The following is a 26,047-nucleotide window of genomic DNA, read 5'->3' as shown; positions in this document are numbered from 1 at the left end:
ATATTTCATAAATTTTATATATTTAAATATAGAAGATAGTTCTATATTTAAATATATAAAGGTGGAAAAATTGCCTATGACTAATTAAAATATTTCTCATCTATATCATAATAAGGTGGTTTCATTCCTTTTATTAGAAATCCTTTTATATTTTCTCTAATACTATCATGTCTTAATCGTATATCAAATAATCTTAATAAAGCTTTTATATATTCTATACGATCTTGTTTAACATAAGTATCTACCTCATTTTCATCAAATCCTACATTCAATAAAGTAGTTATAATCTCTTCTTTCTTATTATATTTGTTCAATCCATAATAATCTTTTTTTGCTTCTTTAATGTATTCCTTATAGGCATTTTTTCCACCTTTTATATCTTCAAATATACAATATATTCCCTTCTTGTCGGATAAAAAACCATTCATATATTTCCTTTCTATCAATTCTTTACAAGCCTTCCTTATATATCTATTTTTTTCTTTATTAGGCATGGGCTTCTCTTCCACCGATATGGGGTTTAAAGGTATTCGTTCATATAGGGTTGTATAATTAAAATATACATAAGGTCTTTTATCACAATACCAACCTTCAAATAAAGTGAACAACCTCTGAGATACATCTTGTTTCAATGACATAAGCATATCTAAAGATATAATACGAAAATATCCAGTTCTCATATTTTGCAAAAAGAACTTATTAATAGTTACTTTATTGTATTCTTTGATTTTTCTCGGAGACAATCTACTTTTACCTTTACCAAGTTCACTGTATTCATACATATCATATTCTTCAATAATATGAAAACCTTTCTCCTGAGATTCAATATACTTTTTATTGTTAGCGTCATATATTCCACCAGTATATAGACTGGTTATAGTACAATTGGCTAATTTTCTGATAGATTGTTTTATTCTAGTACCTGCACTACCACCACAACTCTTATATCTTAATATTTTTGAAATCTTTGAAATTGTATAATTGATTTCAATAGGCATATTATATTCTTTTTTATCATAATTATATTCTATAACTTTATTTTGTTCAGAATATAATTTCTGTAGTGCTGCAAGTACTTTAATATCAAATCTTGTTAGCATATTATATCCATCTGTCATAGATATCTTTATACCTCTAAGTTTGTTTTTTCCATCTTTCCATTTTACAATTATAGTACCTACGTCTCTTTCTTTGCCTATAGGTGCTAGTGGTAGCAACAACCAGTTTAATTCCATAATCATGCCATCAAGGTTTATTTCTATTTTTTTTCTTCGTTTGGTCTTTTTAATCACAATTTGTTCACAGCTGATATCCTGTAAAAAAGAAGTCTGTTGTATATTATCCACATTATCCACATCCTATCTCCTGTTGATAACTATATCGTTTTATTTTGTTATAGGCATTTTCTCCACTTTATTATCGGCATATTTTCCACCTAAAAGTATATTTATATACAGTTTTATCCACAAACTCATAGGCATATTTTCCACTTTATTATCGGCATATTTTCCACCTACATTATATATGAATTATATATACCATGCAAGTTAAGGATATATTCTTTTTTCGAGTATAACTAGTATATTACTGAAGTCTATGACATTTTTTTTTGTAGGTCTATAAATAGTATAGAAAAGAATAAAATGAACCTCTTTCTACTCTATTCTATTCTTGTTTTTACAAAAATATGCTATTATAAAATAAAAAACTAGATATATAGAATTTTAAAATCTTATATATCTAGTTTTAAACCACTTTTAATAATTAAGTATAAAAAACCTACTATGACTATAGCTATTCTCTACAAATTCTTTGCCTAAGGACCAAAAAAGTTTTTAATACTATTAAGTATACCTTCCTTTTTATTTCGTTGCTTTCTACTAGTAATTTCACCAGAAAGATACTCTATTTCTTTAACTAGCTTTTCGTTTTTTTCTTGATTCTTTAAATTAGAAGAATTTATTTTCTTATCTAATGATTCAGCAATTTTTTTAATTTCTTCAATGTTTAAATTTTCTTCTTCTTTACCTTCAGTTATTTTTTTTTGATTCTCTATAATAGATTGATTTTGTATATTCATATTATCTAATTTTGTATTTATTTTTTCTAATGCATCACTCATTGTGTTTATTTTTTTATCTTGTGATTTTAATATTTGAACCAAAATAGGTAAAATAGATTGTTCTGGTAAGATATTTTTCCTTACGACGAGAGAATCTTCATGTTCGTTTAAATATTTTCTTGTGTCTTCAATACTTAAATCTTTATCTATATTCAATCTTCTTATTTTCTTTAAATTTTGAACGTCAATGTCATCAAATAATTGATATTCCCCAATGGATTGAATCTTTAACAAATCACTAAATTTTTTGCACCAAAATACTACCGTAGGCTTGTCTATATTTAAAATATTAGCTATATCCTCTAAAGAATAATAGTTCATGTTTTTACTATGATTGATCTCTGTATAATCTGTATCTATAAAGGATTTTTCATTATTTATATTCATAAGATTTTCCTCCATATTAGTATAGAAATATAATTAATAATATTTCTATACTAAGCAATTTACTTATAATATATCAAGCAAATTCTTTTTCATAATCTTTTTCATTTTTTTATTGACAGATATATCTTCATCAGCTCTTTCTCCTTTAGTAATATCTGTTTTGATATTACTTATAACTGTTTTGTTGTCTGAATTTATGGGAGTAGTAAACTTTTCAAAATCTGTGTCTTTTTTATTTGATTTTTTAAGTCGATCTGTTAATTCCTCGTTAATTAACTGAATAGAAAGATATGGAGGCAATAATCCAGTTAAAATTAATAAATTATCATCTTCATTGTACCCATAATAATTTTCTTCGTTAAATTCATATTTTCTTAAGAAATCTTCAATTTTATAATTCTTATCATTAATCGAAATACCAAGATATCCACATCTGATTTTTTTATTTCCTTTATCATCTATTTTTATCATTTCTTTATCAGCAGTATATATCTTGGCTAAAATACTGTTTTTGTCTGCCATTTCTATAGCTTGGTCAATATTTTCACATCCTGAAGGTAAATCATATATAAAACTGTAACCATGAGAATTTATTATATTGCCTAAATTGCCGTTATCAAACTTAGTACCATTAACATCAGGAATACTAAATATTTTATCAAACAAAATAGCGAAATTCTTATTTATCTCATCTTCTTTTAATGTTCTACCATTAATCATATTGTTGTTGTCTATAAATAGCATATTATTTATACATTTGTAAGTCATAATTTCATTCCATGTTTCACGTGCGTTTTTAAGTATAATAGATGGTGAATTTAAATCAGGTAGTATACCTATAATATTTACTGTCTTGTTAAATTGGCCATCATTTTTTAAATTGTCAATTGCTCTTAATAAAATTGAAGCTGAAGAACTCCCACTTCCTCCTCCTAAACTAAAAATTATAAATATAGTGGATTGATCATACTCTAATATAGTTTTCACCATCAGTGCCAACTTATCTTGAGCAAATATTTTACCAGTTTCTCTATCTCTACCTGTTCCATTATTTAATGAAGTACAAATATAATTTTTAGTTTTAGAATTAAATTTTTTTAAGTTTTTCATATCTGTTTTGGAACTATTAACGAAAAATCCTTCGAACAACGGATTTACTCTCATTATCATATCTGTAATTTTATTGCCTGCTCCACCATGTCCCATCAAAAGTATATCATCACGATCCATTTATTCTTCCTCCTTATCCTCTTCCGATTCTTCTTCAGGAATATATTTATATGCACTGTCTATATTTAGTACATGTTCATTTAAAAATTTGATACCTTTTTCAGATAAATAATAAGTGTCGGCATTACCAATCTTATAACCTTTAAGTATGTAATTTAATGATAATAGTCTTTTTACTCTTCTTACAATTGTATAATAAGTAATATTTTGTTTTTTTAAAATAAAATTATGTAACTCTTTTATTTTAATAGAATATAAAGCATCCTCCTTTTTATATGAATACATATAATGTAACATACTTATATCTATTTTATCTATTTCAGTTTTTAAACCTTCTATATGCTCTATATTGTTATTTGTATTTTGCACTATATCAGACAAAACTTAATTACATCTCCTTTCATAATAGATTTTATATCATTATATCACCATTTGGATATTATTACAAGTATTTATTTTAATTATATAATTATGTGTAATATTCTTTATTACATATTCATGAGTAGTAATAATTAGAATTGATTATAAATATATAATAATAGCACACATTACTACTTAATTATAATTAACCTTAATCATTTAATTATGCCACTAACTAGATTATTCTTTATACTAATGTGTAGAAATTAGTAGTATTTATAAAATAATATAAAAATTAATACACATGTATATTATTTTATACTAAGTACTACTAATTAATATGTATTTGTAATATCTGTATTTTATAACGTAGAATATAAGGAAATAACTACTTATCTATTAATTTTTCTGAACTTTTATATCATTTTTTATCGATAGGTTAATATTTTTTTATAACGTTGATTTTTGTGTTTAAATTGGCAAAAACACTACTATAATTGTGATTGCAATAGGTTCATAGTATTAAATTTTTATTGTATATTTAGTAGAAGGGAAGTCTTATAAACATTGATATAATACTATTCTTATCGTTATAAAATTTTATTTTTATAACGTGAAAATAGCAGTATTTTGATGGGATAAAAATTTAGGTATGAATTATATATTTTTAAAACTTGCAAATCCTAAAAGATGTGCAAATTGATGTGTTCGGGAAATTCTGGAAAAAATCAAGGCGGGTAAAATTGTAAAACAACCCCCCTACATCATCGAACGCCATTAAATATATAGTTTAATGGCGTTCAGCTAACATTATGTGGAAGTGATGAATATAAATGTAATAAACTAATGATTTTAAACCAATTTTTTATATTTTTGGACAACAGGCACAGAGAATAAATAAATATATTGATTGTCTTATAAAAATTTTAAAAAAGTTATTTTTAAAAAAATGAAATGTAGAATTTTAAAAAATTCTTTTTTCTGAAAAATTTACAGATGTATGAATAAACCACGTATTTCCCTCATTCTTCAACTGTATATATACGATATATACAGTATATACAATTAAATACAATGAAATAAATTGCAAAATTAATAAAATAAAACTAGAAAATTTGTCCTAAAAGTGCTATAATATAAGTATACCAATTAAAGGAGAATGATATTAATGAAAACTATAAATATAATGACTGAAGCTGAGAACGTATTGAGAGAGTCTATATTTAAACTTGATATGCATTTTGGACACAATAGCACGTATTCTGAACTGTTGTCGGATGATACATATACAACAGTACAGGAAAAACTCCAATATCTATGTGACACTTTGACAATACAGATAGAAGAACTATACGAGGATGAAGCAGAGACAAAAAAATTTCTAATAAATATAAAAAGTAAGCTTCAAGGATATATCTAATCGGATATATCCTTTTCTATGTACTTCTTTATTTTACATCGTCCATATGACTTTTATAACCACTACCAAAATTAAAACAGGTATAACCACTCTACTAATATACAAAATTGCATTTGTGCCACGATATGAGCCATATAACCACATATGGTATAATATACAGTATATATAGATGTTGTATTCTCTCTATAGCATCCAAATACATATATAAAATAAATAGTAATACCACGTAAAAAAGAGAATAAGCGAGCAAATGAAAGATATATGAATCTAATCTATATTAAATAAATAATATAACCGTTCCTCCGCCTTGCATACAACTATATTATAGAATATAATATAGTTGTAATAAAAAAAGAAGCAATTAAGTGAGGACATAATAATAAATTAAAAAACTTGAATAAAATTAATAAAAAAGCTTGACAATTTGAGATAAACTATAGTATAATAAATATAATGAAAGAATTAATAAAACATCTACAGGGTAATGACAAAGGACAAACAAAGTATTAGACATGCATCACAGGAGAGACAAAGCCAAACATTCAAGATCGACACAAACATAACACTACATATCTAATACCTAGAATGATAGGCAACAAAATTAATAAAAATGACATTGATTTTCTAATTCAATTACTCGATTTTTGGAATTAGAAATAGGCAAAAACTTGCAAATGGTAGCTTAAGCATGATCAGACACAGAACTGAACATGATGGGTATAAGGCTTGATATACTAGCATTGAAACGAGGATCAAGCGTGTCGGGGAGAGTATGCAAGTAACGACCTTAACAGGTCGATAAAAGTAGCTGAAATCAAATAAAGGGTATTTGTAAGGTTACATATAAATACGTGGATCAAGGATGCACAGGACAATTTACTTACAGATATCAAACAAAATTAATAAAAATACATTCTTAAAATGTTTATATATTTAAATACATTCTTTATATCATTATAGGAAGAGAATTGATTTAATGACATCTATGTGATCGCTTCATGTATGAGTACCGTGTGGGAAAATGACAAGCGGTTAAACTATCGATAAGACAAAATAAAAGAGAAAAAACAGACGTTGTGAGTCCATTGTGTGCCTCGGTGAATGAGTATCTTTTATAGAGTCGACCTTAACAGATCGATTCTTTTTCTATTGATGATATTACATTTAAAATTTAAATAGAGTATATTATAATTAATTTATAATATATTGTATTTAAATTTTATTTTAAAAGGATGTGTTAATATGAATAAAAATATTATTTTTACAAAAGCCGAGATCAATACACTTGGTGGTATATTGTTGAACGATATAGCACAGTTAGATCCAAGTATACCAGATGAGGACCTAGAATTTTATATAAATCTCCATAACAAAATAACAGGAGACGATCTTACCGTTCAAAACGTGAGAGAAAGTATATTCCCACAAGCTGGAAAAACTACTTCTCTCAAAGAAGATGAAATTGATCAGTATGGATCGTATGTAGATCCATACTAAAATTTATATATTGATAAAGCACATCATCAAAATTTGGTGTGCTTAATTGAATATATAAATGAAATTAATAAATAATTAAGGAGTGTATAAACATGATAAAGACAAAACTAAACAAAATTAAGGAAGCTACAAACAACGCTATGGAGAAATGGATTATATCCGACATTCTGCACGAGTGTCAGAATCTTGATGATGCTGAAACACTCAGTTATATGAAAGATATTGCCAATTATGGTTGTTCAAGTGGTACAGTTTCCAGTCTGATCTATTACAATCAAACTGAAGCATTCTTTAGAAATTTCTCGATTCAAATTCTTGGAATGGTGTCAGAATTTGAATGTGATTCCATAACAGATCCCAACGATCTGGCATGGCTTGCATATGAGAACACTGTACAAAAGTTGCTTGAAGAACTAGAAGGAACACCAGATCAAGAATTCGATCTGGTAAAAATAGCATAAAAATTTATATACTTATAGAACACATCTATATTAATTACAGGTGTGTTCAATTAAATATATAAATTAAAACAAAATTAATAAAGGAGTGTATCATAATGCCAAAATTAAATAGTATTAAGCAGTATATCAAAGAACAACTTGTATCTAGAGGGCTTGATCAGTATGGGCAGATCCGTATTGATTTTTCTGGACTCTGCACCGAAGCAGAGACAAAGGCAGCAGCCAATGCCTTGAGATTCGAGACATATCCAGCAGAAGGGCAAGGATGCTTTTGGTTGTTTTAGAAGCTTCAAGGTACTTCCAGATCGTTTCCACCTTAACAGGAAGCGATCCCCATAAAATAAATAAAAAAAGCAGGTGATCAAATTTCATTACATTTTTATAAAGATGCTGGAACGAACGATCTATTGAGAAAAAGCGGATTACACTGTGATCGGCTTTTTCTCAATGTCTATCGTGGTAAAAAATTATATCAATATTGTATCGGATCGGAGATATCATTGGACAATTCAGTACGAATGATCCAATGATTAACAAATGGTTTTTGTTTGCAGGTTGTACCATAACAAAACAACTTGTATTCCATAAGAAAATAATTAATAAAAATGGCCTTAACAGGCCTTAAAAGGAGTGTATTATAAATGAAAAATGTAAGAATTATTAATCTCACACCGCATACAATCAATATCATGTTAGAAAATGGAAGGACTCTCGACATTCCTCCGTCTGGAACAATTGCCCGTTGTAAGACGGGTAGGGAAAAAATTGGGACAGTAAAAACTATAGACGAAAAAGATCCATGTGCGAACTGTTTGCAAAGTGGCCAGGACTCTACAAATTGCGATCTGGCTATATCACCAGACATTTTCGGGGATAGTAGCAGGGGACAATGTCCAAATATTACAGTACAGATTCCGATCAATCGTACTGTATTTGGGGACATTGAAAACCTACCAGAGCCACAACCCGATACAATATTTGTGGTGTCCTCTATTGTTGCCCAAGCTGCCCAAAATAGGGATGATTTATTTATCCCTGATGATACTGTACGAGATGAAAATGGCAGAATTATTGGCTGTCGAGCATTAGCACGAATTTAAAAAAAATAGGGGTTCTAGATCATTTTTCCCCTTAACAAAAAAGTGATCCCCATGCAAAAAATATAAAATTAATAAAAATGTTTCACGTGAAACATTAATAAAAGGAGAGCGTATTAATATGAAAAATGAAAAGAATGTACAATTCTATGAGATCAACAGTGATACTTCATTGAGTCAGTGGGGGAACTTGATCCGCCTTAACATGGAGGATTTTGAATTCTCTATGTTTGTTGACAAGTGTATCGGTATATATACAAAGGAGGATTTATTGAAGCTGAAAACTTCAAACTTTGATGTATTCAGCACCGATGATTATATTGACGAGGATAAATTCAAGGGTTATTATGCAGTGGTGAATCTGTTTGATTTTGAGGAGCTTCATAACCTATTCACAAATTATTGGGGGGATATTGAGGATGAGGATCTAGCAGAAGCAGGCTACACCCGGGAAAAAGTCATTCAAATATTGCAAAACAATATCATAGATACCTTTGACTATGACTTGATCACGTTGCCATATTGGGACGGATCAAATTGGGATAAGTTATATATCTATGATTCTTTAGACTTTTACAATTGCCATGTGGATGCTGCTGCCGATGGATTAAGCTGTCTGGAAGAAGCAGATCATTCTGACCTTAACAGAATGATAGAAATAGAGTATTGCAAGGAGAAAACATATAGCAATACTTTATATAAGACACCAAGCGGAAAATATTACCTCAAAGAAGACAGCTTCTGGCAGGGTGAATATTCGAATATATTCGATATATTCACAGAAGTAGAAGAATCGGAACTTCCTGAGATACTCAAAGAAAAATTCAGATATTCCAAAAGAGAAATAGACGACTTTTTCAAGAAAAAAGTTGCCATAACAGCATAGTTAAATAGGTCTAAGAGGCGATCCTTGAACTAAAAGCCTCTTCCAAACTAAAATTAATAATTAAAAAAATTAAGGAGATGTATTATAATGAAATATGTAAATAATTCTTTAACTATAACGGAGTTTAAGAGACAGGGTAACAAACGACCAGTAAAAATGTTATTTATAAAAATTGGCAAATATTATATGGTTGTCAATGATGCGGATATAAAAAGATATGTAAAAAATGCAAAAGAAACCTTAACAACAATAGAAAGGATGAATATACCAGATTATGACAAAGTCTTTTTAGTTCACGAAGCCATCGAATTAGTTCCTGAATGTTTTGAAAAAACATTCAATAAATATCAAAACGGTAATTATCATTATCGTTTTGATGTAAATTTAATATTGTCAAAAGACGAAAGAGAAAAAATATCAGAAGTTTTAAAAAACTGGAAGGAGGGAATAACAGGAACATATAAAGAGAGAAACGGATTCATATATAATATTTATACAAATATATTATATGAAGATGGTGAGGACCAAAATTGGAAGGACGGAAGTTATAAATTGTTAAAAACCATATAACACAAGTCGATCGGGCGACACTAAACAGACTTCAAGCCCGATGCGTTGCATACTATTTTACCTATAGTATGCAAGTAGTATAAAATTAATAATTATAAAAAATGGCCTTAACAGGCATTAAAAGGAGTGTATTCAATTGATGATAGGAGGTAATAATTTAAAACTAATAAAAATAATATCTTAAATGGTTTTTAAGGTGGTTTTGACCATAACAAAAACTACCTTCCATACGAAATTAATAAAAAAGATTTACAATTTTAAAATTAAAGGAGTGTATTATAAATGAAATTTCAATTAAAAATAACTAACGGGTACGATATCAAAGTAGAGGGAATGGAGGCAACAAAATTATTGTCGCAATTTGGAATTAATGATAATTACGTTGCCGGTGATGGAAGTATAGTTCTCTATTTCAATAAAAAGGAAGTAGAGAATTCAAAATTGTTGAGTATATTATTTGAGTCTGCAAATAAGGCTTATCTATATAATTCATTATCAAAAGAAAATAAATTAAATGAACTTATAGATATGAAAAAATTATATTTATATCAGCATCCCACTTCATTTGACCTAGAACAAAGGTACGACAAAGATCAAAGAGGATATTTTCTAAAAGACAATGCCAAAGAAATTTTTTATAAAATATTTAATAGCCTTATAAATGAAAAAATTTATGTTTTTAATAATATCCCAAATGAAGGCATTGCGGGTTATATTAAAAAGGGGATATTCGAAACTCCAAAAATAACTTTTAAAAAAGCGGGGTTATTTGGGATAGATAACTTAGAAGATTGGAAAAGATTTTTATCAAAAATAAATACTTTATATCCAGACGAATCTAAAAAAACCAAACAAGAATTTCACGAATTAGAAAAAGGATATGTAGAATTACAGAGGTATGTCGAAACACTAAAATTTGATATACCCTTAATGTTAAGTTCGCAAGAAGATGAAATTAAAAATAAGAAAAAAGAAGTATTAAAAAGGTACTTCTACGAAAAAAAAGACTTCAATAGCCACGAATGGATCAGGTTCTATGAAGATGAAGAAGGACAGCCAAATGTCGAATGGGCTGAAGGTTGCCATGATCGTGGACTTGGAGGACTTGAGAACTTCGAGAATAGAATAGAAGAAAAATATGGGAAAGACAAAGAAAGTGTACCATATAGATTCTATATGGTACATGATGATTTAATGAGGCTAAAAATGAATTTACCAGCTAGAAAAGTAATAAATACTGGTAAAATATGTAACCTCAACTATTTATTAAAAGCAAGAAAAGATCAAATAAAAAACTGGTTAAACAGTCAAAGTAAAAACAACTTTTATCTTCCGAAAAATAAATTTTGGTTTTCAGTAGCAGATAGAGAAAATGCAAATTTTCTCTATCTAGATGACGGCATAGGAAATGATGAGGATGATTTTTACTATGACTTAGTCACAGTGGAATTTGAAGAAAAACAAGTTGCTATACCTGTACCAATTTTAGCGGAAGCATTGAACGTACAGAGAAAAGATATTTATTATTGTTTTCCGGAAGGAAAACGCAATAATAGAAATGAAGTAGAATTTATATAAATTCTACTTCATAGTTTTTCCAGACGGTTTTCACCTAAAAAAACCGTCCCCATTTGAATTTTGAATAAGGAGGTGTATTTATAATGTTAAGCCAAAGAAGCTGAGAGCATAAAAGGAAATGTATATATTGTTAAAGTAGATAACAACATAAAAATTATAGTTAGTAAACCAGGATTTTCAGAAGATTTTTTAAAAGATGATAATCTAAATTATGATGAAAATTTAATAATAGGATTGACACCAGATGAAATATTAAAAGAAGATCATGGAATATATAATCATTGGGAGACTAATGTTAAAAATATTATAAATGCTATTAATAAGGATTATAGAAGTTATAATTTTATAAATTAATAATAATTAAGGAGTGTTAAAAATGGAGACTATCAAAGAAAAATTAAATAATGGTAATATTATAGAATATAAAATAATAAATGAAACTGCTTATCATGCCGATACAGATAAAAAAGTTATTGACATATTGGAAAATACAAGAATGAGTAATCAAAGAATCAGATTATTTTACGGTGACATAAAAACAGGTAGAGACTGGATGGAAGAATATGATACAATAGGATATATCGGCAGAAGTACAGGAAAAATAAAAATTCCCTTACTAGTAAAAACTAATAAAAGTTATGGGGGTGGAGCAATACTCGATGATTGTATTGTAAAAATTACATTAGATAAAAAAATCATATATCAGCATCCAAAATATCACTTGCCAAAAATAAATATATTAGATGCTGTAGAATCATTAATAAAAGATGGATATAAAACAAGCGTATTTGCTGGCAATAAGAACATAGCCAATTTCAGAAAATCATTTCAAGCATATCATTATAAAGATTTTCTAAAAGGGAATCGTAATAGAATTTAAACAAAATAAATAATAATATTATACCATAACAGATCCACTTATGGTATAATATTAATAAAGGAGTGATCAGATTGAAAAATGAAAAAAGTAAATTAGAATTCTTAAAGCAGTATGAAGATGATATAATAAAAAAGAGAGACTATTATTTTTATAAAGTTGACGATCAAAAAGCATTACATGATATGAATACTATATTAAAAACTATCAAGGATATAAAAGATATTCTTGATATAGAATAGGGGATATAAAAATGACTAACAAAGAAATAAGGGATAATTATTATAGTAAATTAATGAAGAAATATAATGAATATGACTTATATATTTTAGTTGAAAAACTCACTAATAAAGAGAACGAAATCAGAGAAAAATTAGAATTAAATTGCTTATAAAATATATAGATGGAGATATATTTGAATAATGCCGGGGATTTTTCCCGGCGAATATAGAAGGTATGTAAAATTGAAAGAATGGTTCGAATTATGGAAAAAAGAGATAAGAAAAGACTATAAGAAAGCTGAATATAGTGGAAACTATGAGGATTTTTATAGAAATTGGCATAATAATTATATTGATTATTGTGCAGAAGCAGAGGAAAGTGGTATAGATTATAGGCAATTTATAGATGACATTCAATCGTTATTAAAATAAGGTTTTTATCGTGGCTTTACCTTAACAAAACCACGTACCATATATAATAGTAATGAGGTGATTATAAATGAATGATGCAAAAATAATGGAACTTATCAACGATGAAGTGTCTAACAGAGGTCTTGATGATTTAGGTAGAATTCAGATTGATTTTACTGGATTTGACTTTGATGATGTGTATTATGTAGCCAATAAAATGGGATATCTAATACAAGTAGAGGGAAACAGCGGTAAAAATATTGTACAATTATCAAGAAAAGAGGGGAAATTTGATGTTGACGACGTAATCAGAGATATTTATAAAATTGCTAATGGTAAAGAATGTATTATTAATGTCGATTATGATTCTTACCCTCGTGTTATTAAATTGTCATCGGCAACTACTGATACGACAATTTTTGATGTCATGAGGAATATTAAAAAATTAAAGTTCTCAAAATTTCCAACTGACGATGAAATCAAAGAGGGTATTAGAAATGCTTTTGGGGATTATGAATTTGACGGGGAAACAGAGGTCGCAGTTGAAAAAACAAGAACTAGACCTTATGATTATGCTGCTTGCATAGATACAACAGGAGCAGCTGAGATAAGTATAACAATTGACTGGGAACACTCCAAAGTTGAAGATGTTGATATAGGATAAATTAATAAGGAGGAATAAAGGTAATGAAAATAAAAGAATTATTAAGAGAGAATGATCAAAGGTATTTTGAAGCAAGTGCCGAAGATCATAAAGTGTTATTTTACGTCTATGAATTCGATCATTCCTATACAATGCAGGAAATAGAAGACGGATTCAAATACGCAGCACTACCAGAAGAGGGGATAACAAACGGGCCATTGCTTATATATCAATTAGATATGTATAAATTTGGTAGTTTTTTAAAATCCATGTATATGAGTATATGGGACTACTTAACGTTTATAAAGGGAATTAATAATGCCCCAAAAGCTTTAAAAATGGCTTTTATAAATCAAAAAAACTACCATTTTTATATAGCTTGTGAAAGTAATGATAATGATAGTATGATTACACGTAGAAATATGCAAATAGTAGAAAAGTATGTCGCTACCATAACAGACGAATTAAGAAAGCTTCTGCATAAAGATTTTAGCCATGTAGAAGCTTATTATTAAAAATAATATTAATAAAATGGAGGTTTTAATATGAAATTTAAAAATAAAAATGAATTAATAGACTTTATAAGAAAGCAAACAAATATATCACTTAAAAATAATAAAAATGACATAAACAATAATAAAAGGAATTTATTGTATACAAAAATAGATATAAATAATAAATATTCTATATTGTCACTATTAGAAGAATATAATATAAAATATGAAACACATCTTAATGATTTTTATTGGATTCATATTAAATAAATAATAAATGGGGGTTTTATAATGAATAAAAAAGATATATCGTATAAACAATTTATTGATATGGTTAGAAATGCAGGATCAGAAATGACTGTTGAACAAATAGCTAAAATGGGAGAAGAAGCAGAGAACAAATTTAATATAAATAAAGACTCTTTGATGTTTCTTCTTCTAAGTGGTAACAAAGAATTTAAAGAATGGTTGTTTAATCAAGCGTCCATTCTTTATAATAATAAAATAAATAAATAGGAAGGGTAACCATGCTAGTATTAGATAAAAATCCAAAGATAACAAAGTTGTGGAAACAGATTAAAAATATAGACATAAAGTTAGATATATTAGATGCTCAGTATTGGGATATTCAGAATCATAGAAAAAGTCAAGGACTAAGTCTGGCTATATATAGATGTACCGATCCAGAGGCTATGCAGCTTATTTCAATAGATAACAAAACAAAAGAATTAGAAAGACTTCAGGATCAACTGCTTAAAGAAAAACGGGACGAATCTGACCGGCAATGGAATAAGCAATTATGCAAATTAATAAAATTGTATGGTGGAAAAAAATATAAAATAGAAATAAATAATAAAATTGTTGCCATAACAGATAATTTTCACGAGACTATCAAAAGCTCAAAACCTACAGATAAAATAAAAGTTAGTAAATTAATTTATTGTCATATGGAAAAAATACTTCCATATGAAATAACTATCTATTATAGGAGAATTAGAGAAGATCAAAAATCTGAGCAAGTATACGAAGATCGAGACTACATAGCTAACGATGGAACACTGCTTGATCATCAAAAATATTGTAACGGGCATTTATGGTGGCGAGAAATCAGAAGGAGTGATAATTTCTTTTATGCTTTCAATACAATATTTAATGTAGAATTTTTTAATTTTCATAATTATAGTGCTGATGGAAAAAATTTCTTTAGCACGTGGATATGGTTAAGTCCTAATAAAGATGTTACTACAGATATCTGTTTTGACAATTATACAAAAGGTATTCCAGATAAATACAGAGATAAATTTAATAAACTTGTAAATAGATATAAGAAAGATAAATATCTAAAAGATATATTATTACGTATAGATCAAATTAAATATTAATCATATGGAGGTAACAAAAATGGATAATTCAATAGTAAATTTAATAAATGTAGTAGAGAATTTAGACACTATTAAACAGGCCCTTGAGAACATGACAGTTGATGATCTGGACAGCAGCAGAATACAGCTCGTGTCACTCATAGAGGACACTAGGGAGGTTTTAAGTAATGTTTAAATTCAGAGTATTAGTGCAGAACAAACGGGCTAAAAATGGCATATATCGTTTTAGAAATGGCTACATAAGAGCTATGTCAGAATCGGAAGCCATTCAGAATTTACAAACTGTATTTTCTGGATTCGATTATGAAATAGATTATGTAAAGCCAGTTTTATATGTGGCTGCATAACATAACAAAATTAATAATTTTATATTGTATCTATAACAGGGATATAGTATAATATATGTATAGAATTAATAAAAGAGGTGTAATAAATGGATAATATTATAAAGGAAGTACAACAACTTTTTGAAAGGAACAAACTTGATTGTACAGAAGAAAATGCCAAAACAGTATTAAATGTTATTTTAACAAATAGCAGAATATCTAGGAAAGCAATTTTATTGAGTGTTAAAAAGTTTTACGATTTAGAAAAAGATTAATATGTATTGATTCAGCATATAATATTTTTATATATGCTGAAATGAGTACATATGAAATTAATAAAAGGAGTGAATGACATGTCAAATTATTATGAAAAACGAAATGCAAAAGTAAGAATAGCACATGAATTAATGAATAGAGGTTGGGATGTGAAAGACTATAAACCAGATAAAAGTGATAGTATGACCGATTATTATAGTCCGGCAAATTGGGGCGGTATAGCAATAAAAAATGGTTATATATTATGTGTAGATACTCCACACGCAGCGAAAAGAGTACCAATTACAAAATATAATTATAAAAGTTGTTTAAGTATAGGAGATCAAAACAAGATAGAAAAATTGTCTGCCTTAACACAAGAAAGAGGAGCGACACCAGGGGAAGAAGCAAATGCCAAAGCTTTAATAGAAAAAATTAAAAATTCCAAAGACACTACTCCAAAAAAAGAAATAACAGGATATACAATTGCTCATATGGCGAATCCAGGACGTTGTAAATGGCATATTGAAAAAGATGGATCAATATACGATAAAGGATCTGCCATAACAAAGTACAGTGAAATACCTGAATCATACGTATATGATATAGGGAAAATGGAATTTAAAGATGGCTATAAAACATGGCGTGATGGACAAAAGAGAAAACTTTCAGAACGTCAAGAGAAAGTTATCAATGATTTTAAAAAATTAATATTGAGGTGGGAAAGAGTTGTTAACTCTATGAATGGTATGGGAGATGGTACAAAAGAAACCGAAGAGGCAGCACAAGAACAATTAAAAAATGAGAAAATGGAAAAAATTATTAAAAAGGTTACAAAAAAAGTTAAAAAAATGGTAGAAATAAAGAGAAGTTATTTTAAAATTGGTGATTATATTACTCTTCCCTATCATGGCCATTATTGGAAAATAACAAGTGAAAATATGTATAAAGGGAAATGGAAAGGTATAGAAGAATCAAGAAAAGTGTTTGTATATGAATTGATAGGAGCAGCGTCAAGAGGGTATCAGGATTTAAAAAGCCCAAAAAGTTACTACCAATATGAATATCAAATGTTATCCGAACTTGAAAAAGGTAATATTAAAATATATGAACTCAAAGAAGTTGAAGAAACAAAAGAAATAGAAAACTGGGTAAGGGTAAAAAATCCAAAAGTAAAGGACATAAAAAAGAAAGAGACTCAGTCAACTACAAATACCCAAAATACTTCCGTAGAAGCCGATTTAGATACTTTAACCGTAACAGGCATACAAGTACAGTATAATCAAGAAAAAGGCGGTATAGAGCTTATATTTCCCGGCAAACCAGAAACAGAGGTCTTGTCACAATTAAAAGCCAATGGTTTCAGGTGGTCAAGATATCAGAAATTATGGTGGGCCAAAGATACAGCAGAAAGAAGGGCATTTATAAAAGATGTTCTTCAAACTAAAAACAATAATATTAATAATTCTATAATAACAGAAGATACAGATCAAACTATGCAACAAAAAAAGGTTGCTTATCCAGAAGTCAACATAAATGACATAGATTCTTATACAGTGCCAGAAGAATTATCTAAACGAGAAAATAATAACGCAATGTTTAGAAGTGAAGATATTGACCATACTAAAGAACTTCAAAAAACTTTACAGAGTGCAAATAATGACGTAATAGAATTGTGTAAAATGCCAAGTTGCACAGAGTATATCCAATACAAAGCAAAGAGTTATTTACAATCATTCAAAGGGAAATATACTGATGCTTATATTTCAATATTAGAACACAAAGTAAATAATCCATCATGGGTGGTCACTGGTAGAGGTAATTTAAATACCAGTAAATATAATAAAAAGCAAGAACAATACGATAGGAAGCTGCAATATGCTAATAGGTTAATTGACAAATTCAATTCTAAGATACAGCAATACAGGAATCAAATTAATTCTATTAATAATAAAAAGGAATATAATCAATACTTGCAGGATATCAAGGGTATTGATCCATCAAAGGAAAAATTTAAAAAAACTAGAGTTAAGATCAATCGTGGAGCAGTAGATCATATATTCAATAACGCAGACTATGAAGTAGCTGCATATGAATATAAAGGCTATTATATTCTAAAGAATTATAGTCGATTTAATATATATGATAGCAAGGGTCAGGAGATAGAGCAAAAATATACAGATGGCACGTTAAGGAATGCAAAGATCAATCTTATATATTACTTGTCAAATCTTACCGTAACAGAACAGGTTATATAGTGTCTGTTCTGTTAACTAAAATTAATAAAGGAGTGTTAAAAATGTATAAAAACAATGATAAAGAAATTGAAGAAAGAATAAACAAAAAAATTGACAAATGCAATATGGCTTACAAAATAAAAGACATTGAAGGTAATATCTTTGTTTTTGGTGGAATTGAAAATGGTTATGCTTGGTATCGTGGAACACGTGGGGATAAACATATATTTAATTTAGATGGATATGAAGTTATAGAAAAATACTGTGTACTATAATTATAATAAAAGGAGTTGTTAAAAATGAGTTTTAATGATGGGTTGTTAAGAGGTATTTTAGGATGTGGCACAATGGAATTAGAAAAATTAAATGATTGTAAATATGATCCTTTTAACGTTATAGAAGAATGTAAAATAAATTTTAAAGAAATTAATTTTGATAATATAATTGACACTATATTTAGAGAGGCTCAACGAAATTTGAGTAAAAGTATACAAAATAAAATCAGTGAATTAGATGAATCGGATAGTGAAAAACAAAGAGAATTGAGAGAAATACAGAAATTAAATTTATATGAAGATATTGAATATTCCATAAATGGCATAGATACGTATATGTCTTTTAGAAGAAATGGAGACATATACAATAAATATTTTAAAGATAAATTAAAAGAAATAGAAGGAAACACAGGGTTCAATGTATTTTATTAATAACCATAACAGAGAAGGAGAGATTTAAATGAAGTATGCAGAAATAAAAATCGGTTATGAAAAAATGTCAGAAGAAACAGAGAAGGAAATTCGATTTATTATAAATAAAATATTGTCAAGAATTCCAGATGTAAAAGAAGTAAGTTATCTTAATAAAAACAACATAAAATAAAAGTTAAATTTTATCTTATCTTATATAAATAATTAAAAAAGGAGTGTTGAAAATAAATAAAATTAAATTATCATATGAAGAATCACATAAAATAATTAATGGACAATTATATAAATTATGTAGTAAATGCAATAATTGGTTGCCTTGTACTGAAGAATATTTTTATAAGACAAATTCTAAATATCATAAAGGAGATGGCTTATTTCCGTATTGTAAAGAATGTAATAAGAAGAAAGCATTAAAGTGGCAATATAATAATTATGATCATTGGAAAGAAATAGTTGCAGTAAGAGATGCAACTCCAGAAAAAAGAGATAGAACTAGAGAACTTGCTAAAAAACAAAAGGAAAATGGATATTATAAACAATATCAACAAGAAAATAAAGACAAATTTCAAAAATATGCAAGAAAAAGAAAATTACATAAAGAACATAATATTACACAAGAAGAATGGAATAAATGTAAAAAATATTTTAATAATTCATGTGCTTATTGTGGAATATTAGAAGAAGAAGCAAAAGAACAACAAGGACAATATCTTCATAAAGAGCATGTTGACTATAATGGAGCTAATGATTTAAGCAATTGTGTCCCCGCTTGTAAATCTTGTAATAGTCAAAAGTGGGAATTTAAATTAGAAGAATGGTATAATAAGAACAATCCAAATTTTACACAGGAAAGATTAAATAAAATAAATAAATGGCTTAATGAAGATTATAAAAAAGTTAATAAATGAAGTATTTTATCCGTAACAGATTATATAAAAAATATGGTAAAATAAATGTTAAGGAGGTGATTAAATGTTAACTGGAGTCATAGGGGTACAATTTGGAAAAAGAATTTTTATGGAAGCAGAATGGATAGATCACGATCACATATTTGTTAGTGGATATGGATACAAAGTATATAGAGAAAATCATGGTGGATGTTTAGCCATATGGGATGTTTCCGATATTGAATATTTATTACAAAATGATACGTATTCAGAGGAATTTGAGGATAGGCCAGAAGAAAATCTTTCTAAAAGTGAATATATTCAGGAAGTAGAAAGATTAAAAGAACAATATAATGATTTAATAAGTAGTCATTAGAAAAAGAGGTGATAGTATTGGAAAAAGACAAAAATATAAATATAAAAGAATTGACTTTAGAACAATTAAAAGAATTGAAGATAGAAATTGAACAGAGAATTAAAGAATTAGAAAGTGCTGAAAATAAAGAATACGAATTTGATTTTGAAGCAACTAATGATCCCAGGAAGGGAACCCCCTATGTCGCAAGAATAACAGAAGCAGGAGGAAAGTTACAAAGAGATTTCATAAACCTTAATAGGGAATATGGTAAAGGTGATGTAACAGTTTCAGGCAGCTATACAGCAAAGGAAGATGAAGTCTTAGAGATAAGAAGTGGCGGGAGTTGGAAGAATGATTATAGAAAAATGTATATTGTCCAGAATGGAGAATTGAAAAGTGTAGCAGATTGTTCTGAATCTGCTGATAAAGTTAAGGTCTTAAATTACTTGCAAGGTAAGATCACAAAGGAGCAATTACTACGAAAATAATTTTAAAAAAATAAATAAGGAGCATAACCAAAAATGCTATACTCCTTATTTAAAATCTGTAAATTTTTGAAATTTGAAAAGTTTTAATTCCTCATAGGTAGACTAAAAATTAAATGTATATTACAAAAGCACAATTTTCAAATCCCTGTAGGTATTCTAAAATAATATACATTATTGCAAATAGACATTGCAAACTTACAGATTTCGATTCCTTATAGGTAAACTAAAATATATACTAAACACATACATATTAAACTTACAAGTTTCAAATCCTCATAGGTAATCTAAAAATATGTTTAGTAATTGAAACTTTATATACATTATAGTCTATTTTATTGTAAATGTAAAGAAGTAGTTTACAAATTCGCCATAACAGCATGGATATAAAACTTGACTTTTATTGTCAATTCAAACATGATAAAATGTAATTATTCAATGCGAAAAGGAGTGTGAATAAAAATGACAAATGAAAGAATAAAAGAAATAGCAAAAATAGGTGGAGAATTAGAAAGAAAGGTTACTGAATATTTAGGAATTCAAGAAAATACAATTACGTGTGATACCTTAAAAGACCAAGGTGTTACCGAAAGAATGTTGAAACAGTTTGATACAAAGCCTGTATATATAGGAGAACAAAAAGATAAAATGAGTTATCCAAAAGGAATTAAAAAATATACTTATATGGGTTTTAGAGTATTTGATGATCCTGTAATTAAACTTTATTTTATTTTAAAATTAGTATATGCTGGTTATCCAGAAGAATATTCAGTACCAGAACAAGAGTTTTTATTTGAGATACCATCTAAGTTGAAAGATTGTGGGACACAAGGAAGCTATATAGGTGGCAAAGGTATGACTTATGTACACAAATTTGACTTAGAAGATCTGGAGAAATATATAAAAGAAATACAGAATAATATAGAAAATATAGTTTGTGTAGCTAACTAAAATCAATGGAATCTAACCGTAACACATAGTGTATTAACAGTAATATTATGTTAAAATTAAGCATAAAGGAGTTGAATGTTTATGGATAAGAAAGACTTACAAGAAATTTCAGAATTACTAGATCAAAAATTTGACAAGAAGCTTGAGTCTATTAAATTACAGTTAGACGAGAATACCCAAATTCTTAAAGCATTGGTACACAGTACTGAGGTGTCTAAAGCTGAGAGGGATAAGATGAGTAATGATATTGCACATATAAAAGGTAGCATAACAAATATCAACGAAAATATGGATGCTGTAAAAGAGATACTAGGCAGACATGAAGTTGATATTACAGTATTAAAACGTAGGCCTGTATAATTTATTTTAATTATATATAAGAGTTCATATATATAAGGGAGGAAAATTAAAATTATGGTAAACTTTTTTGATAAGTTTGAGAAGAAATTTTATGATAGATTAATTTCAGAAGGTCAGATTTAATATATTCATATTGTGGTATAAACCATAACAAAAGAGATTCAAAAAGTAATTTAATATCTCAGGAAGGTAAAGATTATGTATTAAAAAAAAGGATAAAGAGGGATATTGTATATGTGTAGATTGCAAAAAAGAATGTGACGAAAAAGGATTGAGATAGGAGGGGAAATATAATGAAAAAGGTAATTAATATAAATGATAAATATTTTGAAAAAGAAATAAAAAGAATATTAAAAAATAATAATGGTAACGGATATACTCGTATTGCGGGTATCATAAACTCTTTACGCTTGTTAGGGAAAACGAAGGAAGAAATTTTAAATCAATTAAGGAAAATAAATTAGTGAGGAAATACGTATAATGAATAAAAAGTTAACAACAGATATAATTAATAAGTTAAACTTAAAGCTAGAAGATAAGGGAAGTTGCTTGAGATATGTTGTAAAAGGAGATATAGGAGTATATGATTAAATATTATTATAAAAAGAAGGTGTTTTAAATGGAAGACTTTAACAACTTCATAGATTATTATGAAGATGACTTAATTAAAGATTTTTTTAATGCTAAGACAGAGAAGGAATTTAATGATCTTTTTAATAAATGGTATGATATATACAAGAACAGAAGTCAAGCTAATAATATTAGTTATATTTTATTCTTATATCATTTATTAAATTGGTGGTTTGTTGTCAATAATTAAATAATAAGATATTTTAGATAAAAAGTTGATTTTATCTAAAATTAATAAATAATATGTATGGGTTAAAGCTGAAATGAAGCCTGCCAGTAGTTCTATAATCTTCTCTACCATAGCAAAAGAAGATGTATAAATAAGTCATAAAGTAGTAAATTATATTTAAATATGGTAAAATTAAACCATAACAAGGAGGGTATTAATTATGGATAAAATAGAGACAAAAGAGAATGCAAAATATTTTTTGGAACATTTTAAAGAATTTGCCCGGGAAGATGATTATGGTGGATTAGGATTTGACTTTTATAACAGTACTTTAAGTTTTGGTGGTCATTCTGGTGGTACTACAAGGATAGAAAAGAAGAAAGACGGATGGACTATATTATCATGGGGAAAAGATTGGGGAGATCAGAATCCTAGTTATCTAGACGACCCTGAAAAATATGTTTTTGAACATAAAAAAGATATCAATAAATGGATATAAGGAGGGAAATAGCATGAATAAGTTAATGGAAAAGAGAAAAGAATTTAATTTAACTAGAGAGGATTTATCAAAGAAGACTGGTGTGACAGTAGAAAAAATTCGAGACTTAGAATTAAGTCTGTTAGATGTTAAAGAACAAGATGACAAAATAGTTAATAGCTTAGCAAAAGTTCTCAATATAGAACCTTTAAAGCTAAAGCAAGGATGCTATTATAAGTATATAGGTACTAATTATAGAATAGCACAATTACAATATGTTGTAGTCACTCATGAAGAATGGAAGAAATTAAAGTGGAAGAAATCTGGAATACAGATGCATCATAGACATAAATATCAAAAAAATGGAGAAGTAAAAGAAATTTATATAAAAACAAATTATGATGCTGCTTTTGTATTAGGATATAAGATATTTGCAGGAGTTAATACAATAGAAAGTGATGAGAATATTCAAGAATGTTATATAAAAGATGAGAAATTATATATGTTCTCCTTAAAAGAAGCGTGGAATGATGACATTTATATGGTTGAAATACCACGTAAACCTGAAGAAGTAATAATACGATAGAAGATATAGGAATAGAGGGAGTATAATTAATTATACTCCCTCTGGTGGTAAATGATTAATTAAATTTGTTTTAATACATTCTATGTTATGGTTCAAAATTTTAAGTAGTTAATGGTACACAACTTAACTTACATTTACATACAACATTTGTTATTGTTCATTAGATTTAATATAATATATATAAAACAAAAAGTCAATACATAGAGAATTAAATATAAAAAGAAAGAAAATAAATTCAGATAAAATGTATATTTTATCTACATATTTTTACATTATAATTCAGATATTTTCAGAGCAGAAGGGAGTTTTTAAATATGGTTAAAAAAGCAGAATTGGTAGAAGGAGAATATTATGTCATGAGTCGTTATGGCGTGTGTTTATATATTGGAGAAAAGTTTTTGAATAATAAAGGACTTTTTCATTGTTTTATATTTGATAAAGGAAGTCCTTATTATGCACAAGATGGAGAATTAAATGGATTTTATAGATATGGGAATGTAGGAAGTAATCCGCCTAAATTAAGTTCCCTATTTAATAATACAAGTTGGAAACGAAAAAAACAACGATCAATGACTGAGGCTAGAGAACAGGCAAAGGAATTATTAAAAATATATCAGAATAGAGCAAATACAAAAGGGTTTGCTTTTTCAAAAGATACAGTATTACAAGAACAATTTGAAAAAGAAGTACCTTTTACATTGTCCCCTGGTCAGTTCAGGTGTATGGAAGAAATAAAAAAAGATATGGAATCAGATAAACTTATGGATAGGCTTTTATGTGGAGATGTAGGCTATGGAAAGACAGAATTAGCAATGAGAGCAGCCTTTAAAGCTGTACAAGATGGAAAGCAGGCTCTAGTTTTAACTCCTTCAAGGATATTGTCAAAACAACATTATAATGATTTTATAGAACGTTTTAAGAATTATAATGTAAAAATAGGTTTATTGACAAGCCAAAGAAATAAAAAGAGGACTAAATTATTAAAGGATATTGAAGATGGTAATATAGATATAATTATAGGTACTCAAAACGTAGTATCTAAATGTGTTAAATACCACGATATAGGACTTATGGTTATAGATGAGGAACATAGATTGGGGGTAGCAACAAAAGAGAAAATAAAGGCAATTTCAGCTAATGTAGATGTCTTATCTATGTCGGGTACACCAATACCTAGAACTTTAAATCTAACTAAATTACACATTAGAGATATAAGTATAATAGATACACCTCCAGCAAATAAAAAAGCACCCATTACAGAATCATGTCCTTGGAATAATAATAAAATTAAGTCAATTATAGAGAGAGAGTTAAATAGAGGTGGGCAAATATTTTTTGTTGATAATAATATAAATGAATTATATGCTTTAAAAGAATATATAGAAAAATTAATACCAGGAATTAAGACTGGTATTGTACATGGAAAAATGAGACAAAATGAAATAGATGATACTATGGAAAATATGTTAGATAAAAAGATTGATTTATTATTGGCCAGTACAGTAATAGAAGTGGGAGTTACTGTTAAAAATGCTAACACAATGATAATTTTTAACAGTGATATGTTAGGACTTGCACAGCTCCATCAGTTGCGTGGTCGTATAGGAAGGAAAAATGATGGGACACAATCTTATTGTATACTAACATACCCTAAAAAGAAACATTTAGAACCTACAGCAAAAGAAAGATTAAAAATAATGTGCGAAAATTCATATTTGGGTAGTGGATTTAAAATCTCAGAACAAAATGCTGATATAAAAGGATTTGGAGAATTAATAGGGATTAAACAATCAGGGCATTTGCCGGATGTTGGAATGGAGTATTATATAGAAATGTTGACTCGATCTGTAGATAAAGAGAAAGAGTGTGTGTAATGAGACTAAAAATATCTTATATAAAATTAATAAAAATTATTGACAATATCCTCTATATATGATAATATAAATATAGAGGACGTTATAGTTTTTTGTAATAAATAAAAT

Annotated in this window: 37 protein-coding genes; 33 read left to right on the top strand and 4 right to left on the bottom strand. The window is 27.7% G+C overall.

The genetic code is table 11. From position 1 onward, the window contains the following. Positions 1 to 80 precede the first annotated feature (80 nt). The 4 genes from ACFHWD_RS03885 to ACFHWD_RS03870 form a co-directional block, all read right to left on the bottom strand. A complete protein-coding gene (locus ACFHWD_RS03885; RefSeq protein ID WP_378060567.1) occupies positions 81 to 1,355 on the bottom strand; it encodes a hypothetical protein in 1,275 nt (424 codons plus the stop codon). Between the two features lie 461 nt (positions 1,356 to 1,816). Next, entirely contained in the window at positions 1,817 to 2,509 is a 693-nt protein-coding gene (locus ACFHWD_RS03880; RefSeq protein WP_378060565.1) for a MerR family transcriptional regulator, read from the bottom strand. 63 nt (positions 2,510 to 2,572) lie between these two features. After that, positions 2,573 to 3,739 (bottom strand): hypothetical protein, encoded by a 1,167-nt coding sequence (locus ACFHWD_RS03875; protein ID WP_378060563.1) that lies wholly within the window; start codon positions 3,737 to 3,739, stop codon positions 2,573 to 2,575. Beyond that, a complete protein-coding gene (locus tag ACFHWD_RS03870) occupies positions 3,740 to 4,120 on the bottom strand; it encodes a hypothetical protein (protein WP_378060562.1) in 381 nt (126 codons plus the stop codon). Between the two features lie 1,147 nt (positions 4,121 to 5,267). Between ACFHWD_RS03870 and ACFHWD_RS03865 the strand changes: the two genes are divergently transcribed. From ACFHWD_RS03865 to ACFHWD_RS03705, 33 genes are all read left to right on the top strand, one after another. Next, the gene (locus ACFHWD_RS03865; RefSeq protein WP_378060560.1) at positions 5,268 to 5,519 is read left to right on the top strand and encodes a hypothetical protein; all 252 of its coding nucleotides are present in this window, start codon (positions 5,268 to 5,270) and stop codon (positions 5,517 to 5,519) included. 1,242 nt (positions 5,520 to 6,761) lie between these two features. Then, positions 6,762 to 7,016 carry a hypothetical protein gene (locus tag ACFHWD_RS03860; RefSeq protein WP_378060558.1) on the top strand — a complete coding sequence of 85 codons (255 nt, stop codon included), beginning with the start codon at positions 6,762 to 6,764 and terminating at the stop codon, positions 7,014 to 7,016. 140 nt (positions 7,017 to 7,156) lie between these two features. Continuing rightward, positions 7,157 to 7,477 carry a hypothetical protein gene (locus ACFHWD_RS03855; RefSeq protein WP_378060556.1) on the top strand — a complete coding sequence of 107 codons (321 nt, stop codon included), beginning with the start codon at positions 7,157 to 7,159 and terminating at the stop codon, positions 7,475 to 7,477. A gap of 95 nt (positions 7,478 to 7,572) precedes the next feature. Continuing rightward, a complete protein-coding gene (locus ACFHWD_RS03850) occupies positions 7,573 to 7,761 on the top strand; it encodes a hypothetical protein (RefSeq protein WP_378060554.1) in 189 nt (62 codons plus the stop codon). Positions 7,762 to 8,118: 357 nt separating this feature from the next. After that, positions 8,119 to 8,577, top strand: a complete 459-nt coding sequence (locus tag ACFHWD_RS03845; RefSeq protein ID WP_378060552.1) for a hypothetical protein — start codon at positions 8,119 to 8,121, stop codon at positions 8,575 to 8,577. Between the two features lie 118 nt (positions 8,578 to 8,695). After that, positions 8,696 to 9,460, top strand: coding sequence for a hypothetical protein (locus ACFHWD_RS03840; RefSeq protein WP_378060550.1), 765 nt, complete (start codon positions 8,696 to 8,698; stop codon positions 9,458 to 9,460). Positions 9,461 to 9,547: 87 nt separating this feature from the next. Continuing rightward, a complete protein-coding gene (locus tag ACFHWD_RS03835; RefSeq protein ID WP_378060548.1) occupies positions 9,548 to 10,030 on the top strand; it encodes a hypothetical protein in 483 nt (160 codons plus the stop codon). A gap of 282 nt (positions 10,031 to 10,312) precedes the next feature. Then, a complete protein-coding gene (locus ACFHWD_RS03830) occupies positions 10,313 to 11,608 on the top strand; it encodes a hypothetical protein (RefSeq protein WP_378060546.1) in 1,296 nt (431 codons plus the stop codon). A 376-nt stretch (positions 11,609 to 11,984) separates the two neighbouring features. After that, entirely contained in the window at positions 11,985 to 12,488 is a 504-nt protein-coding gene (locus tag ACFHWD_RS03825; RefSeq protein WP_378060544.1) for a hypothetical protein, read from the top strand. 71 nt (positions 12,489 to 12,559) lie between these two features. Further along, positions 12,560 to 12,727: a hypothetical protein gene (locus ACFHWD_RS03820; protein ID WP_378060542.1), complete on the top strand. Its 168-nt coding sequence runs from the start codon at positions 12,560 to 12,562 to the stop codon at positions 12,725 to 12,727. A gap of 11 nt (positions 12,728 to 12,738) precedes the next feature. After that, positions 12,739 to 12,879, top strand: a complete 141-nt coding sequence (locus ACFHWD_RS03815) for a hypothetical protein (RefSeq protein ID WP_378060540.1) — start codon at positions 12,739 to 12,741, stop codon at positions 12,877 to 12,879. A gap of 28 nt (positions 12,880 to 12,907) precedes the next feature. Then, positions 12,908 to 13,138 carry a hypothetical protein gene (locus tag ACFHWD_RS03810; RefSeq protein WP_378060538.1) on the top strand — a complete coding sequence of 77 codons (231 nt, stop codon included), beginning with the start codon at positions 12,908 to 12,910 and terminating at the stop codon, positions 13,136 to 13,138. 85 nt (positions 13,139 to 13,223) lie between these two features. After that, positions 13,224 to 13,781, top strand: a complete 558-nt coding sequence (locus ACFHWD_RS03805) for a hypothetical protein (protein ID WP_378060536.1) — start codon at positions 13,224 to 13,226, stop codon at positions 13,779 to 13,781. A gap of 23 nt (positions 13,782 to 13,804) precedes the next feature. Next, complete coding sequence (locus ACFHWD_RS03800) at positions 13,805 to 14,275, top strand: hypothetical protein (protein WP_378060534.1); 471 nt, start codon at positions 13,805 to 13,807, stop codon at positions 14,273 to 14,275. A 30-nt stretch (positions 14,276 to 14,305) separates the two neighbouring features. Next, entirely contained in the window at positions 14,306 to 14,524 is a 219-nt protein-coding gene (locus ACFHWD_RS03795; RefSeq protein ID WP_378060532.1) for a hypothetical protein, read from the top strand. Between the two features lie 21 nt (positions 14,525 to 14,545). After that, on the top strand, positions 14,546 to 14,770 hold the full coding sequence (locus tag ACFHWD_RS03790) for a hypothetical protein (protein ID WP_378060530.1): 225 nt from the start codon (positions 14,546 to 14,548) through the stop codon (positions 14,768 to 14,770). An 11-nt stretch (positions 14,771 to 14,781) separates the two neighbouring features. Beyond that, positions 14,782 to 15,636 (top strand): hypothetical protein, encoded by an 855-nt coding sequence (locus tag ACFHWD_RS03785; protein ID WP_378060528.1) that lies wholly within the window; start codon positions 14,782 to 14,784, stop codon positions 15,634 to 15,636. A 19-nt stretch (positions 15,637 to 15,655) separates the two neighbouring features. Then, the gene (locus ACFHWD_RS03780; RefSeq protein ID WP_378060526.1) at positions 15,656 to 15,811 is read left to right on the top strand and encodes a hypothetical protein; all 156 of its coding nucleotides are present in this window, start codon (positions 15,656 to 15,658) and stop codon (positions 15,809 to 15,811) included. Further along, positions 15,804 to 15,983 carry a hypothetical protein gene (locus tag ACFHWD_RS03775; protein WP_378060524.1) on the top strand — a complete coding sequence of 60 codons (180 nt, stop codon included), beginning with the start codon at positions 15,804 to 15,806 and terminating at the stop codon, positions 15,981 to 15,983. Before ACFHWD_RS03780 ends, ACFHWD_RS03775 begins: the two co-directional genes overlap by 8 nt. 86 nt (positions 15,984 to 16,069) lie before the next feature. Further along, positions 16,070 to 16,237, top strand: coding sequence for a hypothetical protein (locus ACFHWD_RS03770; RefSeq protein ID WP_378060522.1), 168 nt, complete (start codon positions 16,070 to 16,072; stop codon positions 16,235 to 16,237). A gap of 78 nt (positions 16,238 to 16,315) precedes the next feature. Next, complete coding sequence (locus ACFHWD_RS03765) at positions 16,316 to 18,475, top strand: hypothetical protein (RefSeq protein WP_378060520.1); 2,160 nt, start codon at positions 16,316 to 16,318, stop codon at positions 18,473 to 18,475. 41 nt (positions 18,476 to 18,516) lie between these two features. Beyond that, positions 18,517 to 18,729: a hypothetical protein gene (locus tag ACFHWD_RS03760; protein ID WP_378060518.1), complete on the top strand. Its 213-nt coding sequence runs from the start codon at positions 18,517 to 18,519 to the stop codon at positions 18,727 to 18,729. A 24-nt stretch (positions 18,730 to 18,753) separates the two neighbouring features. After that, on the top strand, positions 18,754 to 19,161 hold the full coding sequence (locus ACFHWD_RS03755; RefSeq protein WP_378060516.1) for a hypothetical protein: 408 nt from the start codon (positions 18,754 to 18,756) through the stop codon (positions 19,159 to 19,161). Positions 19,162 to 19,189: 28 nt separating this feature from the next. Then, positions 19,190 to 19,333: a hypothetical protein gene (locus ACFHWD_RS03750; RefSeq protein ID WP_378060514.1), complete on the top strand. Its 144-nt coding sequence runs from the start codon at positions 19,190 to 19,192 to the stop codon at positions 19,331 to 19,333. Positions 19,334 to 19,379: 46 nt separating this feature from the next. Further along, a complete protein-coding gene (locus ACFHWD_RS03745; protein ID WP_378060512.1) occupies positions 19,380 to 20,069 on the top strand; it encodes an HNH endonuclease in 690 nt (229 codons plus the stop codon). Positions 20,070 to 20,133: 64 nt separating this feature from the next. Then, entirely contained in the window at positions 20,134 to 20,424 is a 291-nt protein-coding gene (locus ACFHWD_RS03740) for a hypothetical protein (RefSeq protein WP_378060510.1), read from the top strand. A gap of 17 nt (positions 20,425 to 20,441) precedes the next feature. After that, on the top strand, positions 20,442 to 20,894 hold the full coding sequence (locus ACFHWD_RS03735; RefSeq protein ID WP_378060508.1) for a hypothetical protein: 453 nt from the start codon (positions 20,442 to 20,444) through the stop codon (positions 20,892 to 20,894). Positions 20,895 to 21,353: 459 nt separating this feature from the next. Then, complete coding sequence (locus ACFHWD_RS03730; RefSeq protein WP_378060506.1) at positions 21,354 to 21,842, top strand: hypothetical protein; 489 nt, start codon at positions 21,354 to 21,356, stop codon at positions 21,840 to 21,842. Between the two features lie 81 nt (positions 21,843 to 21,923). Continuing rightward, complete coding sequence (locus tag ACFHWD_RS03725; protein ID WP_378060504.1) at positions 21,924 to 22,202, top strand: hypothetical protein; 279 nt, start codon at positions 21,924 to 21,926, stop codon at positions 22,200 to 22,202. A gap of 293 nt (positions 22,203 to 22,495) precedes the next feature. Continuing rightward, on the top strand, positions 22,496 to 22,666 hold the full coding sequence (locus ACFHWD_RS03720) for a hypothetical protein (protein WP_378060502.1): 171 nt from the start codon (positions 22,496 to 22,498) through the stop codon (positions 22,664 to 22,666). Between the two features lie 555 nt (positions 22,667 to 23,221). Beyond that, entirely contained in the window at positions 23,222 to 23,500 is a 279-nt protein-coding gene (locus ACFHWD_RS03715) for a hypothetical protein (protein ID WP_378060500.1), read from the top strand. A gap of 13 nt (positions 23,501 to 23,513) precedes the next feature. Next, positions 23,514 to 24,065 carry a helix-turn-helix domain-containing protein gene (locus ACFHWD_RS03710; RefSeq protein ID WP_378060498.1) on the top strand — a complete coding sequence of 184 codons (552 nt, stop codon included), beginning with the start codon at positions 23,514 to 23,516 and terminating at the stop codon, positions 24,063 to 24,065. A 314-nt stretch (positions 24,066 to 24,379) separates the two neighbouring features. Continuing rightward, positions 24,380 to 25,939, top strand: a complete 1,560-nt coding sequence (locus ACFHWD_RS03705) for a DEAD/DEAH box helicase (RefSeq protein WP_378060496.1) — start codon at positions 24,380 to 24,382, stop codon at positions 25,937 to 25,939. Positions 25,940 to 26,047 lie beyond the last annotated feature (108 nt).

Origin of the sequence: Clostridium sp. MT-14 (genome assembly GCF_042436595.1) — a bacterium.
GTDB classification, from domain to species: domain Bacteria; phylum Bacillota; class Clostridia; order Clostridiales; family Clostridiaceae; genus Clostridium_B; species Clostridium_B aromativorans.
The sequence above is the reverse complement of the archived record's forward strand: the minus strand, read 5'-3'. Positions and strand labels throughout refer to the sequence as shown.